The sequence below is a fragment of the Nocardioides sp. LHD-245 genome (assembly GCF_030929495.1).
Lineage (GTDB): Bacteria > Actinomycetota > Actinomycetes > Propionibacteriales > Nocardioidaceae > Nocardioides.
Map to the genome: position 1 here is coordinate 111,991 of NZ_JAVFWN010000013.1, position 15,908 is coordinate 127,898.

At 73.7% G+C, this 15,908-nt stretch carries 10 protein-coding genes; 4 read left to right on the top strand and 6 right to left on the bottom strand.

Annotated features, from left to right (window positions below; all coding sequences use genetic code 11):
• The first annotated feature begins 58 nt into the window (after positions 1-58).
• On the top strand, positions 59-745 hold the full coding sequence (locus RB608_RS19520; RefSeq protein ID WP_308089719.1) for a metal-dependent transcriptional regulator: 687 nt from the start codon (positions 59-61) through the stop codon (positions 743-745).
• Positions 746-837: 92 nt separating this feature from the next.
• On the opposite strand, the gene RB608_RS19525 is transcribed toward RB608_RS19520, so the two are convergent.
• From RB608_RS19525 to RB608_RS19545, 5 genes are read right to left on the bottom strand one after another with little or no spacing between them, the layout of a single operon-like run.
• A complete protein-coding gene (locus tag RB608_RS19525; protein ID WP_308089720.1) occupies positions 838-1,722 on the bottom strand; it encodes a Sir2 family NAD-dependent protein deacetylase in 885 nt (294 codons plus the stop codon).
• Positions 1,719-2,276: a protein-L-isoaspartate O-methyltransferase gene (locus tag RB608_RS19530; RefSeq protein ID WP_308089721.1), complete on the bottom strand. Its 558-nt coding sequence runs from the start codon at positions 2,274-2,276 to the stop codon at positions 1,719-1,721. The genes RB608_RS19525 and RB608_RS19530 overlap by 4 nt, the downstream gene beginning before the upstream one ends.
• Positions 2,254-2,520: a DUF2277 domain-containing protein gene (locus RB608_RS19535; RefSeq protein ID WP_308089722.1), complete on the bottom strand. Its 267-nt coding sequence runs from the start codon at positions 2,518-2,520 to the stop codon at positions 2,254-2,256. Before RB608_RS19535 ends, RB608_RS19530 begins: the two co-directional genes overlap by 23 nt.
• Before the next feature lie 43 nt (positions 2,521-2,563).
• The gene (locus RB608_RS19540; RefSeq protein ID WP_308089723.1) at positions 2,564-4,597 is read right to left on the bottom strand and encodes a beta-propeller domain-containing protein; all 2,034 of its coding nucleotides are present in this window, start codon (positions 4,595-4,597) and stop codon (positions 2,564-2,566) included.
• Entirely contained in the window at positions 4,594-5,127 is a 534-nt protein-coding gene (locus RB608_RS19545) for a SigE family RNA polymerase sigma factor (RefSeq protein WP_308089724.1), read from the bottom strand. Before RB608_RS19545 ends, RB608_RS19540 begins: the two co-directional genes overlap by 4 nt.
• 86 nt (positions 5,128-5,213) lie before the next feature.
• Between RB608_RS19545 and RB608_RS19550 the strand changes: the two genes are divergently transcribed.
• Positions 5,214-6,404, top strand: coding sequence for a saccharopine dehydrogenase NADP-binding domain-containing protein (locus RB608_RS19550; protein WP_308089725.1), 1,191 nt, complete (start codon positions 5,214-5,216; stop codon positions 6,402-6,404).
• Between the two features lie 171 nt (positions 6,405-6,575).
• Entirely contained in the window at positions 6,576-8,300 is a 1,725-nt protein-coding gene (locus RB608_RS19555; protein WP_308089726.1) for a hypothetical protein, read from the top strand.
• A 162-nt stretch (positions 8,301-8,462) separates the two neighbouring features.
• Here RB608_RS19555 and RB608_RS19560 read toward each other — a convergent pair whose 3' ends face one another.
• Positions 8,463-10,151, bottom strand: coding sequence for a sigma-70 family RNA polymerase sigma factor (locus RB608_RS19560; protein ID WP_308089727.1), 1,689 nt, complete (start codon positions 10,149-10,151; stop codon positions 8,463-8,465).
• 158 nt (positions 10,152-10,309) lie between these two features.
• Between RB608_RS19560 and RB608_RS19565 the strand changes: the two genes are divergently transcribed.
• On the top strand, positions 10,310-15,877 hold the full coding sequence (locus RB608_RS19565; protein WP_308089802.1) for a carboxyl transferase domain-containing protein: 5,568 nt from the start codon (positions 10,310-10,312) through the stop codon (positions 15,875-15,877).
• Positions 15,878-15,908 lie beyond the last annotated feature (31 nt).

Sequence of the window (15,908 nt, forward strand, 5' to 3'; positions counted from 1 at the left end):
GGCCAGCATGGCAGGGCGGTGGTGTGCGCCCTTTCTCTTAATGGGTCAGAATAGAGGGGTGAGCGATCTCATCGACACCACCGAGATGTATCTCCGCACGATCTACGAGCTGATCGAGGAGGGCATCATCCCGCTGCGGGCGCGCATCGCCGAGCGCCTGCACCAGAGCGGGCCGACGGTGTCGCAGACGGTGGCCCGGATGGAGCGCGACGGCCTGCTGACCGTCGAGGGCGACCGCCACCTCGAGCTGACCGAGGAGGGCCAGCGCCTCGCCACCCGGGTCATGCGCAAGCACCGCCTCGCCGAGCGCCTGCTCACCGACGTGATCGGCCTCGAATGGGAGCTGGTGCACGAGGAGGCGTGCCGCTGGGAGCACGTGATGTCCGAGACCGTGGAGCGCCGGCTCATCGAGCTGCTCGGTCACCCGACCGAGTCGCCCTACGGCAACCCGATCCCGGGGCTCGCCGAGCTCGGCCAGAACGCCGTCGGCGAGAACTTCATGTCCGACGTCGAGCCGCTCTCGAAGGCCGCTGGTGCCGAGAGCTCGCGTGCCGTGGTCCGCCGCATCTCCGAGGAGATGCAGAAGGACGACGCGCTGATGAGCGCCATGCGCCGGGTCGGCGCGCTGCCCGACAAGACCATCACCATCCAGGCCACGGCCGACGGCGTACTCGTCGGCTCCGGTGGCGAGACGGCCGAGATCTTCCCCGAGGCGGCCGATCACATCTTCGTCAAGCGGTTGTAGGAGCAGGTGGCGCGGGGCCTCCAGGTTCATCACGTGATGTAGGTGAGCGGGAGCTTCTGTAGCGGGACTCCGCTACAGAAGCGATGGCCGGCCTACATCACGTGATGAAACCGAGAGCCCCGCGCCGCCGCCAGCCCGGTGAGCCACTCGCCGACCCCGGCCTCCACCTTGTACGTCGCCAGATCGTCGCCGCGGGTCGGGCCACGGTTGACCACGACCACCGCCACGCCCCGCTGCGCCGCGCGGCGGACGAACCGCAGGCCGCTCATCACGGTGAGGCTGGAGCCGGCGACGACCAGCGTGCCGCCGCCGTCGGGGCCGTCGGCGAGCGCCTCGACCGCGGCGTAGCAGCGCTCCACGCGGGGCTTGGGGACGTTCTCGCCGAAGAACACCACGTCCGGCTTGAGCGGGCCGCCGCAGTCGGTGCAGGCCGGGACCGCGAAGTCGTGGGTCTCGTCGAGGTCGACGTCGCCGTCGGGGCGGGCCGCGACGGCGACGTGGCGTGCAGCCCAGCCGGGATTGGCGTCCTCGAGTCGCCGCTGCAGCACGCTCCGCGGCGTCGTCCGGCGGCAGGCGAGGCAGACCACGTCGGCGATCCGGCCGTGCAGCGCGACCAGGGCGGGAGTCCCCGCGGCCTCGTGCAGGCCGTCGACGTTCTGGGTGATGACCAACTCGGCGCCGAGTGCCGCGACGGCACGGTGCCCGGAGTTGGGCTCGGCGCGCCGCATCCGGGACCAGCCGAGGTGGCTGCGTGCCCAGTACCGCTGCTGGGCGGCGGGACCCGACACGAACTCCTGATAGGTCATCGGCATCCGTGCGGGCGCCCCGGGCCCGCGATAGTCCGGGATGCCCGAGTCGGTGGAGAGTCCGGCTCCGGTCAGCAGCACGAGTGGTCGGGACGCACACAGGTCGAGCGCGGCCCGCTGGTCGGAGCGCTCGCGTGGGCGCTGCCCGGGCCGCTGGCCGACGAGGGTCACCGGTCCAGGGTACGCAACGGGACGAACACGTAGCGGCCGTGCCGCTCGACCCGCAGCATCTCCCCGGCCACCGGCCCGACCAGCACGCCGCCGGGCCGCAGCTGCCGGACCAGGGCGTTGGGCAGGGCATCGGCGTCGGCCGACACCAGCACCCGGTCGTACGGCGCCGCGGCCGGCCAGCCGAGCACGGCCGGATCGGCGCGATGCAGCTCGACCCCGGGGCTCCGGGCGAGCCGGGCCCGGGCCATCGCGAGCACCTCGGGCACCAGCTCGACCCCCACGACGAGCCCGCTCCGCCCGGTCAGGCGGGCGAGCAGGGCGGTCGACCACCCGGACCCGCAGCCCACGTCGAGCACCCGGTGGCCGGGCTCGACGCCGAGCAGGGTCAGCATGGCCCGCACCGTCGAGGGCTGGGAGTTCGTGACGCCGTACCCCAGGGGCAGGGCGCGGTCCACGGCGGCGTACGCCCGCTGGTCAGGTGGCAGGAAGCCCTCACGCGCGACGGCGTCGAAGGCGGCGGCGATCCGGCGATCAGCCGTAGCGGAGCCGCGCACGCGCGCGCGCCTTCTCGGCCTCGGCCTCCCGGCTCTTCGGCGGAGCCGTCGTCACCAGGTCGTCGAGCAGGTGCTGGGTGATGTGGGCGATCTCCGCCACGGCCCGGTCGAAGACCTCTTGGTTGGCCTGGCTGGGCTTCGCGGTTCCGCTGACCTTGCGGACGAACTGGAGCGCCGCCGCGGTCACCTCGTCCCGCGTCGCCGGGGGCTCGAAGTTGTTGAGCGGACGGATGTTGCGGCACATGACTCCAACCGTACGCCGGAGCGCCGATCGCGGCCCAGACCGATCACAGCTCGAAGAACTGCGCGTCCTCCCCGGTCACCAGCACCACCCGCCCGTCGGGCAGGGGGACGGTCCGGACCCGGTCGACGTCGACGCCGTACTCCACCTGGACCCGGCGCTCGTGTAGCTCGCCGCCGGCGAGCTTGACGACCGAGAGGTAGCCGACCCGGCGGCTGCCCTGCTTCTGGACGACGGTCAGCACCGTGCGCTGCTCGGGGAGCCAGGTGAACGCGCGGGGGTCGGCGCCGGCGAGGGCCTCGGTCCGCCGGCCGTAGCCGACGACGTCGAGGCGGGTCACCTTCGTGGTGTCGCGGACGTCGAAGAGCCCGATCTGGGCGCCCCAGCCGCCGCGTCCGCCGGGGCCCTGCGGCCCCTCGCCGACGCCGATCAGGCGGGCCCGGCCGAGCGGGTGGAGATAGGAGGAGAAGCCGGGGATCTTGAGCTCGCTGAGCAGGCGGGGGGCGGCGGTGTCGGTGAGGTCGACGGCGTAGAGCGGGTCGACCCGGCGGAAGGTCACCACGATCGCGAGGTCGTCGAACCAGCGCACCGACTGGATCTCCTCGTTGCGCCCGAGCCCGTCGAGACGGCCGCGCTCGACCAGGTCCTGGCCCTGCCGATCGAGGGTCAGCACCGAGCTGAAGTTGCCGGTCTCGCTGGTGGGGCCCACGGCGACCCGGAGCACGCCGCCCGCCTCGTCCAGCGACCAGCGGTCGCGGATCGCGCCCTCCACCTCGCCCGAGGCGACATGGGTGGCCCGAGGGCCGTCCAGAGCGAAGTCGAAGAGGTACGACGACCCGCCATCCCCGCGCCCCGGCACGAACCGCGGCGTGCCGGTCGCCGGGGCGCCGCACCACTCGAGGCAGCCCCAGCCGCCGCCCGCGGCGGCCAGGTAGAGGTGGTCGGCGGACTCGTAGGCGATGTCGGTCAGCCCGGCCAGCCCGATCGCGTCGAGGGTGCCGGCGTCGCCGGTGTCGAAGCCGATGACGCTGGTGGTGCCGAGGGCGAGGTCGTCGGAGGGGAGCGCGACGTCGCGGCAGTCGAGCAGCTGCCCCGCCTTGCCGTCATCCACGGCGACCGTCGGGAGCCAGTCCGCGAGAGTGCTGTCCTCGACGACCTGCCGGTTGTGCGTCAGCGCCTCATCGGGGCTGCGCTTGCCGGTGGGCTGCACGAAGTCGAGGTCGGGCAGGCCGTTGGCGAGGACCAGGCGGACGGTGTCGCCGTGCTGGCGCGCCGAGAACCGCGCGGCGTCGTACCGGACGTCGTCGACGACCTCGGGCGCGGCCGGGTCGGCGAGTGACACGGTCAGCACCCGGGTGCCGCGGATCCCGGCCTTGCCGGTGGGTCCCTTCACGTCGCCGATCGCGACCACCGTGTCGCCGGCCAGCAGGAGCTCGGGAGCGTCGATGCCGGGGAGGTCGAGCGAGGAGAGCTTGACGGTCGAGGAGCCGGTCACGTCGTACACGTCGATCCGGTCATCCCGCTCGACGACCATCAGGCTGCCGTCGGTCTTGACGGTGTCCGGCTCGTCGACGCCGGCCTCCTGCACGTTGGTGCCGGTCTCGCTGTTCGTCTGCCGCTCGGCCTGCGGGGCGGAGGCGGCCGTGCCGGTCGCCCCGTCCGCCGGGATCAGGTCGTTCCGCTCCAACCGGTCGCTCATCACGCCTGAGCTCAGGCCCTCCGCATAGAGCCCCATGCCGCCGCCCCAGCCCCACGGCCCGACGACGTCCAGCCCACGCCGGACGTACGACGCCAGCAGGTCGTCGCACGACGCCGCCGCCTCCAGGTCGGCCTGGAAGGCGACGTGGCGCGGCAGCCGGTCGGGCCCGGCCGGGCCGGCGCCTGGTCCGGCGCCGGGGCCGCCGGCCAGGCTGCCGGCGACGAACGCGCCGGCCAGGGCGGTCGCGGCGCCCGCGGTCAGCACGGGCCGGAGGACGAGCCGGCGACGCCGGCGGCGCTCCTTCGCGGTCGCGGCGAGGATCGCGCCGACCGGTGCCGGGTCGGTGGGGTAGTCGTCCCAGAGGTTCTCGAGGTCGGTCATGACGGTCTCCGTCCGGTGAGGTCGAGCAGGTGGTCGTCGGCGGCGAGGTGGGCCAGCGCGCGGGAGAGCCGGCTCTTCACCGTCCCGGCCGGGATGCCGAGGGCCTCGGCGGTCTGGCGTTCGGTGAGCTGCACGAAGTACCGCAGCACCACGACCTCCCGGTTGGGCTTGGTCAGAGCGCCCAGCGCGCGGTGGACGGCGTCGGCCAGTGCCACCCGGTCCGCCGTGTCGGGCTCCGCCGTCCGCGGCCCGTCGACCGGGGCGTCGTACTGCCGGTCCTTCCACCACCGGGTGCGGCGGCTGTCGCGCAGGCAGTTGACCAGCATCCGGTAGACGTACGCGTCGCGGTTCTCCGCGCTGCTGACCCGGCTCCAGCCGGTGTAGCAGCGAACCAGTGTCGTCTGCGCCAGGTCCTCCGCCTCGTGCGGCCGGGCGCCGAGGAAGACGGCGGCACGGACCAGGCTCGGCCAGCTCTGCTGGACGTAGTCGGCGTACGCCGACTGGTGATCGGCCTCGGTGTCGGGTTCCACAAGGTCTCCTCGCTGTGCTGAACCTATGACGGAGCCCGGGGCCCGAAGGGTTCCATCGGGTTCGGGGCCGGTGGAAGAGTGGGGGCATGGCAGACAGCGCGCGCCCCTACGACGTCGTCCTGTTCGGAGCCACCGGCTTCACCGGGGGACTGACCGCCGACTACCTCGCCGAGCACGCGCCGCCCGGGCTGCGCTGGGCGCTGGCCGGCCGCAGCGAGCAGCGGCTGGCGGCGGTCCGCGACCATCTCGCCGCGTCCCGTGAGCACCTCGCCGACCTGCCGCTGCTGGTCGCCGACGCGACCGACGCCGAGGCGCTGGCCGAGGTGGTCGCGACGACGCAGGTGGTCGCGACCACGGTCGGGCCCTACGTCGAGCACGGCGGCCCGCTGGTGGCCGCCTGCGCCGCGGCGGGCACCGACTACGTCGACCTCACCGGCGAGCCGGAGTTCGTCGACCGGACCTATGTCGAGCACAACGCCGCCGCCGAGGGCTCCGGCGCGCGGCTGGTGCACTCCTGCGGCTTCGACTCGATCCCGCACGACCTGGGCGCGTACTTCACCATCCAGGAGCTGGCGAAGGAGGTCGGTGGGGAGATCACCACGCCGGTCACGATGCGGGGCGTGGTGCGCAGCAGGGCCGGGTTCTCCGGCGGCACCTTCCACTCCGCGCTCACCGCCTTCTCGCGCGCCCGGCAGATGAAGGAGGCCTCGACCGCGCGCCGTCGGCTCGAGCCCCGGCCGGAGGGCCGCCGCTCCCGGGCCACGGCGGGACGGCCCCGCCGCGACCACGACCTCGGCTACTGGCTGCTCCCGCTGCCCACCATCGACCCGTTCGTCGTCGCCCGCAGCGGCGCCCACCTGGCGTCGTACGGGCCGGCGTTCAGCTACTCCCACTACGCCGGCACCAAGACCCTGCGGTACGCCGCCGGCGGCGCCGTCGGTGTCACCGGTCTGACCCTGGCCGCCCAGGTCCCGCCGCTGCGCAACGCACTGCTCAAGCGGGTGCCCCAGGGCGAGGGCCCGTCGCCGAGCCGCCGCGAGAAGTCCTGGTTCACCGTCGACTTCGTCGCCGAGACCGCGGGGACGAAGGTCCGCACCCGCGTCTCCGGCGGTGATCCCGGCTACACCGAGACCGCCAAGATGCTGGCCGAGTCGGCGCTCTGCCTGGCCCTCGACGACAACCCCAACGTGGCCGGGCAGGTCACCACGGCCACGGCGATGGGGGAGGCCCTGCTGGCCCGGCTGCAGCGGGCCGGGATCGTGTTCGAGCGGCGCTGACCGATCCCGCTGTCCGGCCCCCGGGGTTGGTCGACCAAGCATCTGCTTCGGTACGCTGCTCGCGGCGTTCGGGGGCGCGCCATGGGGAGATGGCTGCGCGGCGCCGGCGGGGGCGACGACCGCGCGGGTCCGGGGAGAGGGGGCCCGCCGATGGGGCGCGGGAGCACACGTATGTCCGAACGGGGAGCCAGCGCCCTGCTCGTCGCACTGTTCCTGTCGGTGGCGATGGTCTGCACGGCGTTCGCCGTCGACCTCGGCCTCCAGCGGGTGCTGCGCCGTGACCTGCAGGCGGTCGTCGACGTCGTCGCGCTCGACCTGGCCCGCGAGCTGACCGGCAAGCGGGCAGGGGAGTATGCCGCCGCCGATCGCGCGGTGATCGACGCCGCCAAGGAGGCCAGCCTGCGCCGCAACGACCAGCTGGTCGGCGGGGAGGTGCGGGCGTCCTCTGTGACCTGGGAGCTGGTATCCCTCCACGACGGCGCCTGGCGACCCGCGGCGGCCGCCGAGATCCCCGGCGGGGTGCGGGTGATCGCCCGCTCGGAGGTCGCCTTCGCGTTCGGTGCGTTCACCGGGGTCGACCAGGGCCGCTCGACCCGGACGGCCGTGGCCTCCGCGCGAGCCGGTGCCTGCCTGAGGGTCGGCTCGTACGCCGCCCAGCTGGACACCCAGCGCTCCTGGCTGCTGGCCCCGCTCCTCGGGAACCTGCTCGGCTCCGACCTGGCGCTCGCCGTGCTCGACCCGGAGGCAGGGCTCGCCGGCGTCGAGCTCAACCTGCTCGACCTGATCGAGGAGCTCGACCCGCTGGTCAGCGCGGACATCTCGGCGGCGTCCTTCACCGAGGTGGCCGGCGTCGCGGTGGGTCTCTCCGAGCTGATGCTCGCCGCGATCCACACCTTGGAGCGGCAGAGCGGCCGGCTGGCGGAGATCGACCTGCTGCGCAACGTCCACAACGGCATCCAGGCGAACCTCCCGGCTGTCGGGATCCAGCTGAGCGACCTGGTCCGGCTCGCGACCGCGGACGACGCCGCGGCGAACCTCGATCTCAACCTGTTCGACCTGGTCGCCGGATCGCTGGCGATCGCCAACGGCACCAATGTCATCAAGCTCCCGTGGTCCGTGCGGCTGCCGCTGCCCCTGGGGCCCGACGGCACCAGCCTGGTCGACCTGAAGGCCTCGGTGAAGGTCGGGCAGAAGCCCGTCGTCGACTGTGTGAGGGCGGAGAGCTCGCAGATCGAGATCGACCTCAGCGGCGACGCGCTCGCGCTCGACCTCGGCCTCGTCGCCGTACGGGTCCCGCTCTCGATCCGGCTCACCCTCGCCGACGCCAGCGCGACCGTCACCGCGGTCGAGTGCCTGCCCGCGGGCAAGCGGGTCGGGATGCTGGTCGACAGCGGCCTGCTCGGAGTCGACGTACGCCTCGGCCAGCGCGCCGACGACCCCACCTCGCCGAAGCTGAGCGTCTCCCTGCTGGGCATGGGCATCCCGGGGTGGGACGGCGTCGAGGTCGTCAGCGGCACCGTGGTCCTGGCGAGCGGGGCGAACCCGAACCGGCCCACCCGCGAGGAGCGCCTCGACATCGTCGACGAGGACTACGACGTCAGCGTGCCGATCCGGCAGGGCGGTCTCGGCCTCCCGGACCTGTTCCTGTCCGTCAACAGCCTGAAGCTGCTCGGCGGCCTCGGCCCGCTGTCCGACCTGCTGGCGTTCCTCGGCATCCCGAGCCTGCTGCAGTGGGTCGTCGACCTGGTGCTCCAGGGGGTGGTCAACCCGCTCAAGAACAATCTCGACAGGTGGCTGCTCGCCCCGCTGCTCGACGCGCTCGGCGCCGATCTCGCCGGCGGCACGGTGAGCGCGGTGGAGCCGGTGGACTGCGGCATGCCGCGTCTGACGGGCTGACCGGGTCGGTTGGCCGGGTTGATCGGGCTGGTCGGCGGCGGCGCTGTAACACGTTGTCCACCTGACTGGGCGTCACATCTCAGCAGAAAGTGGCCGCTGAGCGGCCTGAATCTGCTGACAGCCGACGGGTAGTCGGGTGGACGGCGTGTTACAGCGGAGCGCTCAGCCGGGGCAGGGGTCGACGTCGAAGCTCGTGGAGCGGGTCGCGGTCTGCCCGGCCTTGTCGACGGCGGTGACCGTGGCCGTCACGGTGCCGCCGACGGGGAAGGGCCCGATGGTGGCGGTCCAGGAACCGCCGGAGGCCGTCATCGGCTCCTGCCCGGTGCCGCTGGGGCCCGACCAGGCGACCCGCACCGACTGCACGCCGGAGGCGTCGGCGACGGTCGTGGTCAGGCTCCGTCCGGAGCAGTCGGTGGGGCCGCCGACGGAGATCCCGCCGATGACGGGCGGCCGGTCGACGACGACCTGGACCTGCAGGACGACGGTGCCGCCGGACCAGGAGACGGCGACCGTGCCGGTGCTGCTGCCCTCGCCGAGGCTCGACCGGTCGGCGGTGATGGTCAGGCCCGCGTCGGCGCCGGCAGCCAGCGACCCGGCTCCCCGGGAGACCGACAGCCAGGCCACCCGCGGTTTGACGGTGTAGTCCAGGGCGCTGCCGCCGGCGTTGCTCAGTCGCACGGTGCCGGCGGACTTCGTGCCGAGCCGGAGGGTGCGGGTCGAGACGCGCAGGTCGCCCGGCGCGGTGACGGTCGTCTCGGTCGTGGGCGTCGACGTCGGGGAGGCCGGCGCACTCGGCGTGGGGGGCGCCGGCTCGGTGGGCGTCGTCGCGGGAGCCGGGGCGGTGGCGGCCGGGGCCGTTGCCGTGGGTGCCGGGCTGTCGGTCACCGGGTCGGTGGCCACCGCGGGCGCGGTGTCCTCGGGCCACCAGGTGAGGACGGCGGCGCCGCCGAGAGCCAGCAGCAGCACGACCAGGCCGACGAGGAGCAGCGGGCGCTTCGACGTACCGCCGCCGGGGGCGGGAGGCGGCAGCGCCGGGTCGTCGGCGTAGTAGGCCACCAGCCTCTCGTCGTCGAGCACCCGGTCGCGGAGCGCGGCAGGAGCGGCGAAGGCGGGTACGCCGGCGAGCAGGGCGAGCGGGCTGACCATGAGCCGGCGCCGGGTCTCGCAGGTCTCGCAGCCGTCGATGTGCCGTGCGACCCGCTTGCGGATCAGCGGTGAGAACCGGCCGTCCCAGTCGCCGAGGATCGCGGACAGCTCGCCGCACAGCTCGCTGCCGCGGCGGGCGACGAGGAGGGCGCCGAGCGACCGCTCGACCTGGTCGCGAGCCCGGCTGAGCATGACGTAGGAGTTCTGGGTGGTCACGTCCATCGCCGCGGCCAGCTCGGCGCCGTCGAGACCCTGGCGCAGGTGCAGGTCGAGGAGCGCGCGGTCGCGGTCGTTGAGGCCCTCGATCGCCGCCCAGACCAGCTCGCGCAGCTCGTCCCGGCCGGCCGCGTCGGCGACCTGCTGCTCGGGGCCGCTGCCCTGGTCAGGCATCGCCTCGAGCCATTCGTCGTCGTGTGCCTCGCGTGCCCGCCCGCGCAGCGTCCGCAGGCACTCGTTGCGCACGACCGCGTACAGCCAGGGCCGCAGTCGCGCCGGGTCCCGCAGCTGGCCGACCTTCTCCGCCATCACCACGAAGGCGTCCGCGACGCAGTCCGCCGCCTCCTCCCGGTTGCGGAGCATCGAGTACGCGAAGTCGTGCAGGCGGTCGGCGTACCGCTCGTAGACCCCCGCGAACGCCTGACGGTCGCCGGCGAGGACGCCCGCGACGAGGGTCGCGTCGTCGGCGGGCGGGCCCGAGGCTGTCATGGCGTGATCGTAGGGACACAGAGATGTGAGTGCCTACCGTTCCCAACCTTGCGCTTTTTCGGCGACGCTGGACGGTGCCCACAACGTTTTGCCGTCAAGCCTGTGGGTTCTCCACTGTCACCGGCCCGGCGCGAGATGGAAGGGTCGAAACCGTGCCAGTGGTCTCTCGAATCGCCATCGTCAACCGCGGGGAAGCGGCCATGCGGCTGATCCACGCCGTACGCGACCTCAATGCCCGCCACACGAGCGAGATCGGGCAGATCCGCACCATCGCGCTCCACACCGACGTCGACGCCGGGTCGGCGTTCGTCCGGGAGGCGGACGAGGCCCACCTCCTCGGGGCGGCGGCCGACCGCCCGTACCTCGACCACGCCGCGCTGGAGCGGGCGCTGACCGAGACCGGGGCCGACGCGGCCTGGGTCGGCTGGGGCTTCGTGGCCGAGGACCCGGCCTTCGCGGAGCTGTGCGAGCGGCTGGGCGTCACCTTCATCGGCCCCAGCGCCGATGCGATGCGCAAGCTCGGCGACAAGATCGGCTCCAAGCTGATCGCCGAGGAGGTGGGCGTGCCGGTCGCGCCCTGGAGCGGCGGCAGCGTCGACAGCCTGGAGGAGGCGCTGGCCAGCGCCGAGAAGGTCGGCTACCCGCTGATGCTCAAGGCCACCGCCGGCGGCGGCGGGCGCGGCATCCGCAAGGTCAGCTCCGACGCCGACCTGACCGACGCCTACCAGCGGACCCGCGACGAGGCGCAGCGGGCGTTCGGCAGCGGCGTGGTCTTCCTGGAGAAGCTGGTCACCGACGCCCGTCACGTCGAGGTCCAGGTGATCGCCGACGGTCAGGGCACCGCCTGGGCGATCGGTGTCCGCGACTGCTCGGTGCAGCGCCGCAACCAGAAGGTCATCGAGGAGTCCGCCTCACCGCTCCTGGGCGATGCCCAGACGGCCGACCTCAAGGCCGCCGCCGAGCGGCTCGCCAACGCGGTCGGGTACGCCGGCGCCGGCACCGTCGAGTTCCTCTACCACCCGGGCGAGCGGACCTTCGCCTTCCTCGAGGTCAACACCCGCCTCCAGGTCGAGCACCCGATCACCGAGGAGGTGACCGGCACCGACCTGGTCGCCCTGCAGATCCAGGTGGCGCGCGGGCTCCCGCTGACCGGCGAGCGGCCCGCCGAGCGCGGCCACGCCGTGGAGGCCCGGCTCAACGCCGAGGACCCCGACCGCGACTTCGCCCCGGCCCCGGGCCGGATCAGCCGGCTCGAGTTCCCCGCGGGCCCGGGCATCCGGGTCGACACCGGGGTCGCCGAGGGCGACACCATCCCGGCCGACTTCGACTCGATGATCGCGAAGGTGATCGCCTGGGGCGCCGACCGCGAGCAGGCGCTGGCCCGCCTGCGCCGCGCGATGGGCGAGACCACCGTGGTCATCGACGGCGGAGCGACCAACAAGAGCTTCATCCTCGATCTCCTCGACCAGCCCGAGGTCACCACCGGCGCCCCCGTCTGGGCCGACACCGGCTGGATCGACCGGGTCCGGGGAGAGGGCCGCCTGCAGGCCGCCCGGCACGCCGGGGTGGCACTCGTCGCCGCCGCGATCGAGGCGTACGACGAGGAGGAGCGCTCCGAGATCGCGCGTCTGCTGCAGACCTCCCAGGGTGGCCGGCCGCAGGTGCAGCACGACCCCTCCCGCACCATCGAGCTCAAGCTGCGCGGGGCGACGTACGCCCTGACGGTGCGGCAGACCGGCCCCGCCCGCTACCAGGTCACCGTCGCCGGCGGCGGTGCTGCCGGGGAGGTCCGCACGCTCACGGCGACACTGGACCGCATCGACGAGGTGCACGGCCGGCTCACGGTCGACGGTCACCGGTTCCGGCTGGTGACCGCCAGCCACGGCCCGGTCCAGCTGGTCGAGGTCGACGACGTCATGCACCGGATCAGCCGCGACGAGGGCGGCATGGTGCGCTCGCCCGCGCCCGCGCTCGTCGTCTCCACCCCGGTCGCCGTCGGCGACGAGGTCGCCGCCGGGCACCCGGTGCTGGTGCTGGAGTCGATGAAGATGGAGACGGCGCTGCACGCGCCGTTCACCGGCCGGGTCAAGGAGCTCCTGGTCCGGGTCGGCAGCCAGGTCGAGACCGGCGCCCCGCTGGTGCGTCTCGACCCGACCGGCGACGCCGGCGACGAGCAGCAGGGCACGGCCCCCGGGCAGGTCGACCTGGACCTGCCGGTGCCCGAGCCGGTCGCGGCCGCCGGGCGCAACGCCGAGCAGCTGGCCGACCTGGGCAGCCAGCTGCTCGGGTACGACATCGACGCCGACCGGCGCCCCGCGCTGCTGGCCGACTACCTGGCGAGCCGCGACCAGGGCGGGTCGGCGCAGACGCTGCGGGCCGAGATGGCGCTGCTGTCGCTGTTCACCGACGTCGCCGAGCTGAGTCGCAACCGTCCGGCGGGCGACGAGCCGCCGGCCGAGCTGCGCGTGCACAGCTCACGGGAGCACTTCCACACCTATCTGCGCAGCCTGGACCCTGATCGGGGGGCCCTCCCGGACCACTTCCGCGACAAGCTGCTGCGGGTGCTCGCGCACTACGGCGTCACCGACCTGGAGCGCACGCCGGAGCTGGAGCGGGCCGTCTTCCGGATCTTCCTGGCCCAGCAGCACGCCTCCGACGTCGAGGTCGCGGTCGGCGTCCTGCAGCGGTGGCTGAGCGCCCCGCCGCCGGCGGCCGAGGACCGCCCGGCCGCCCGCGCCCTGCTGGAGCGGATGGTGCGCGCCACCCAGCTCCGGTTCGCCGTCGTGGGCGACCTGGCCCGCTCGATCCGGTTCGGCTGGTTCGACCAGCCGCTGGTCGACGACGAGCGACGCGTGGTCCTCGAGGGCGTGGCCGCCGAGGTCGCCGCCCTGGCCGACCCGGGGGCCGCCGACGGGGACGCCGCCGACCGGGACGCCCGGATCGCCGCGCTCACCGCGATCCCGGAGCAGCTGGTCGGCTTCCTCCGCGACCGGCTCGTCGACGGCCTTCCCGCCCGGGAACCGCTGCTCGAGGTGCTGATCCGCCGGCACTACCTGGAGTACCACCTGCACGACCTGACGGTCACCGACCCGGACCAGCACGGCGGGCGCCCGGTCGTGTTCGCCGAGTACGCCACCGACCAGAAGGGCGCGACCCGCGTCGTCTCCACACTCGCCGACGTGACCGAGCTCGCCGACCCCGACGGCCCCCTCGGCGTCGCCATCGCCTCGGCGCTGACCACCGACCACGACCCCGGTCACTCGGTGGTGGAGATCTACCTGCGCTGGCCCGACGCCCCGGCCGATCCCGACGCGGCCTCGGCCGAGGTGGCCCGGATGCTCGCCGGCCAGGAGTTCGCCCGCCGCGCCCGCCGGGTGTCGGTGGCGGTCTGCCCGGCCGCGCCGCAGCCGGTCGACTACTTCACGTTCCGCCCCGACGAGAAGGGCCAGGGCGCTCTCGCCGAGGACACGCTGATCCGCGGCATGCACCCGATGGTCGGTCGCCGGCTCAACCTGTGGCGGCTGCGCGAGTTCGACGTGACCCGGCTCGCCGCGCCCGACGACGTCCTCCTCTACGAGTGCGTCGCCCGGGCCAACCCCGCCGACCGGCGCCTGGTGGCCGCTGCGCAGGTGCGCCAGCTCGCCGTCGTACGCGACGACGAGGGGCGGGTGATCGGGCTTCCGCACGCCGAGCGTGCCGTCGAGAACTGCCTGGAGGCGATCCGCCGGGTACGCACCGCCCGTGGCCGCGAGGGCACCAAGCTCGACGTCAACCACGTGTGGGTGACGGTGTGGCCGCTGGTCGAGGCCGACCTCGACCAGCTCACGGCACTGCAGGGCAAGATCACGCCGCTCAGTGAGGGCGCCGGGATCGAGGAGGTGCTCGCCGAGGGCCGGGTGGCCGGACCCGACGGCACCCCGACGCCGGTGGCGATCCGCTTCCACGCCAAGCCCGGGGCAGGCGTCGTCGCCGACGTCATCGAGCCGCCGACCGAGCCGCTCGCCCCGCTGGACGAGTACGCCGGCAAGGTGCTGCGCGCCCGTCGCCGGGGTCTGGTCTACCCCTACGAGCTGCAGCCGGTGCTCGCCGGCGGCGGCACCGTCGTCGAGCACGACCTGGACCCGTCCGGGGCCCTGGTCCCCGTCGACCGCGCGCCGGGCCAGAACACCGCCGGCATGATCGTCGCGGTCGTCACCACCCCGACCCCCCTGCACCCCGAGGGCGTCACCCGCGTGGTGCTGTGCGGCGACCCGCTGAAGTCCCTCGGCGCCCTCTCGGAGCCCGAGTGCGCCCGGGTGATCGCGGCCATCGACCTCGCGGAGACCATGGGTGTCCCGGTCGAGTGGTTCGCGGTCTCGGCCGGTGCCCGGATCTCCATGGAGAGCGGCACCGAGAACATGGACTGGGTGGCCGCGGCGCTGCGCCGGATCGTGCAGTTCACCCAGGACGGCGGCGAGATCAACATCGTCGTCGCGGGGATCAACGTCGGCGCCCAGCCGTACTGGAACGCCGAGGCCACCATGCTGATGCACACCAAGGGCATCCTGGTCATGACGCCGGACAGCGCGATGGTGCTGACCGGCAAGCAGTCGCTGGACTTCTCCGGCGGTGTCTCGGCCGAGGACAACCACGGCATCGGCGGCTACGACCGGGTGATGGGACCGAACGGCCAGGCGCAGTACTGGGTGCCCGACCTGGCCGGTGCGTTCGGTGTCCTGATGGCGCACTACGACCACACCTATGTCGTCCCCGGCGAGGCCGGACCGCGGCGTGCGCCGTCGACCGACCCGGTCGACCGCGACATCACCACCCACCCGCATCCCGGCGACTTCGCCACCGTGGGCGAGATCTTCTCGGCCGAGCACAACCCCGACCGCAAGCGGCCCTTCGACATCCGCACCGTGATGCGGGCGCTCGCGGATGCCGACCACGACCTGCTCGAGCGGTGGGCCGGCATGGCCGACGCCGACACCGCGGTGGTCGTCGACACCCGGATCGGCGGCTACCCGGTCAGCCTGGTCGGCATCGAGTCGAAGCCCGTGCCCCGGGCCGGTTTCCCGCCCACCGACGGCCCGGACACCTACACCGCGGGCACCCTCTTCCCGCGGTCGTCGAAGAAGGTGGCCCGCGCGATCAACGCCGCCTCCGGCAACCGGCCGCTGGTCGTGCTGGCCAACCTGTCCGGCTTCGACGGCTCCCCGGAGTCGATGCGCAACCTGCAGCTGGAGTACGGCGCCGAGATCGGTCGCGCGATCGTCAACTTCCGCGGCCCGATCGTGTTCTGCGTGATCTCGCGCTACCACGGCGGCGCGTTCGTGGTGTTCTCCAAGCGGCTCAACCCGGAGATGACCGTGCTCGCGATCGAGGGCTCCTACGCCTCGGTCCTCGGGGGCGCTCCCGCCGCGGCCGTCGTGTTCGCCGCCGAGGTGGCCAAGCGGGCCGCGGCCGACCCCCGGGTCGCCGCGCTGCAGGAGCGGATCGACTCCCTGGCCGGGACCGGCGCCGACGCCGGTGTCGACGGTGAGCGCGGCGGGCTGGTCGTCGAGCTGGCAGACCTGCGGGCCCAGCTGCGCGCGGACAAGATCGCCGAGGTCGCCGCCGAGTTCGACGGCGTCCACGACATCCACCGAGCCGTCGAGGTCGGCTCGGTCGACGAGGTGATCGCCGCCCGCGATCTGCGCCCGAAGGTGGTCGCGGCGATCGAGAAGGGCCTCGCTCCCGGGTGAGGCGGAGTCGACCGCGCGCGAAGGTGTCGGG

Bases quoted from the DNA above. Each gene is read 5' to 3' on its own strand.
- RB608_RS19550 (WP_308089725.1), top strand. From the start codon at position 5,214: ATGGCAGACAGCGCGCGCCCCTACGACGTCGTCCTGTTCGGAGCCACC.
- RB608_RS19555 (WP_308089726.1), top strand. From the start codon at position 6,576: ATGTCCGAACGGGGAGCCAGCGCCCTGCTCGTCGCACTGTTCCTGTCG.
- RB608_RS19560 (WP_308089727.1), bottom strand. From the start codon at position 10,151: ATGACAGCCTCGGGCCCGCCCGCCGACGACGCGACCCTCGTCGCGGGC.
- RB608_RS19540 (WP_308089723.1), bottom strand. From the start codon at position 4,597: ATGACCGACCTCGAGAACCTCTGGGACGACTACCCCACCGACCCGGCA.
- RB608_RS19535 (WP_308089722.1), bottom strand. From the start codon at position 2,520: ATGTGCCGCAACATCCGTCCGCTCAACAACTTCGAGCCCCCGGCGACG.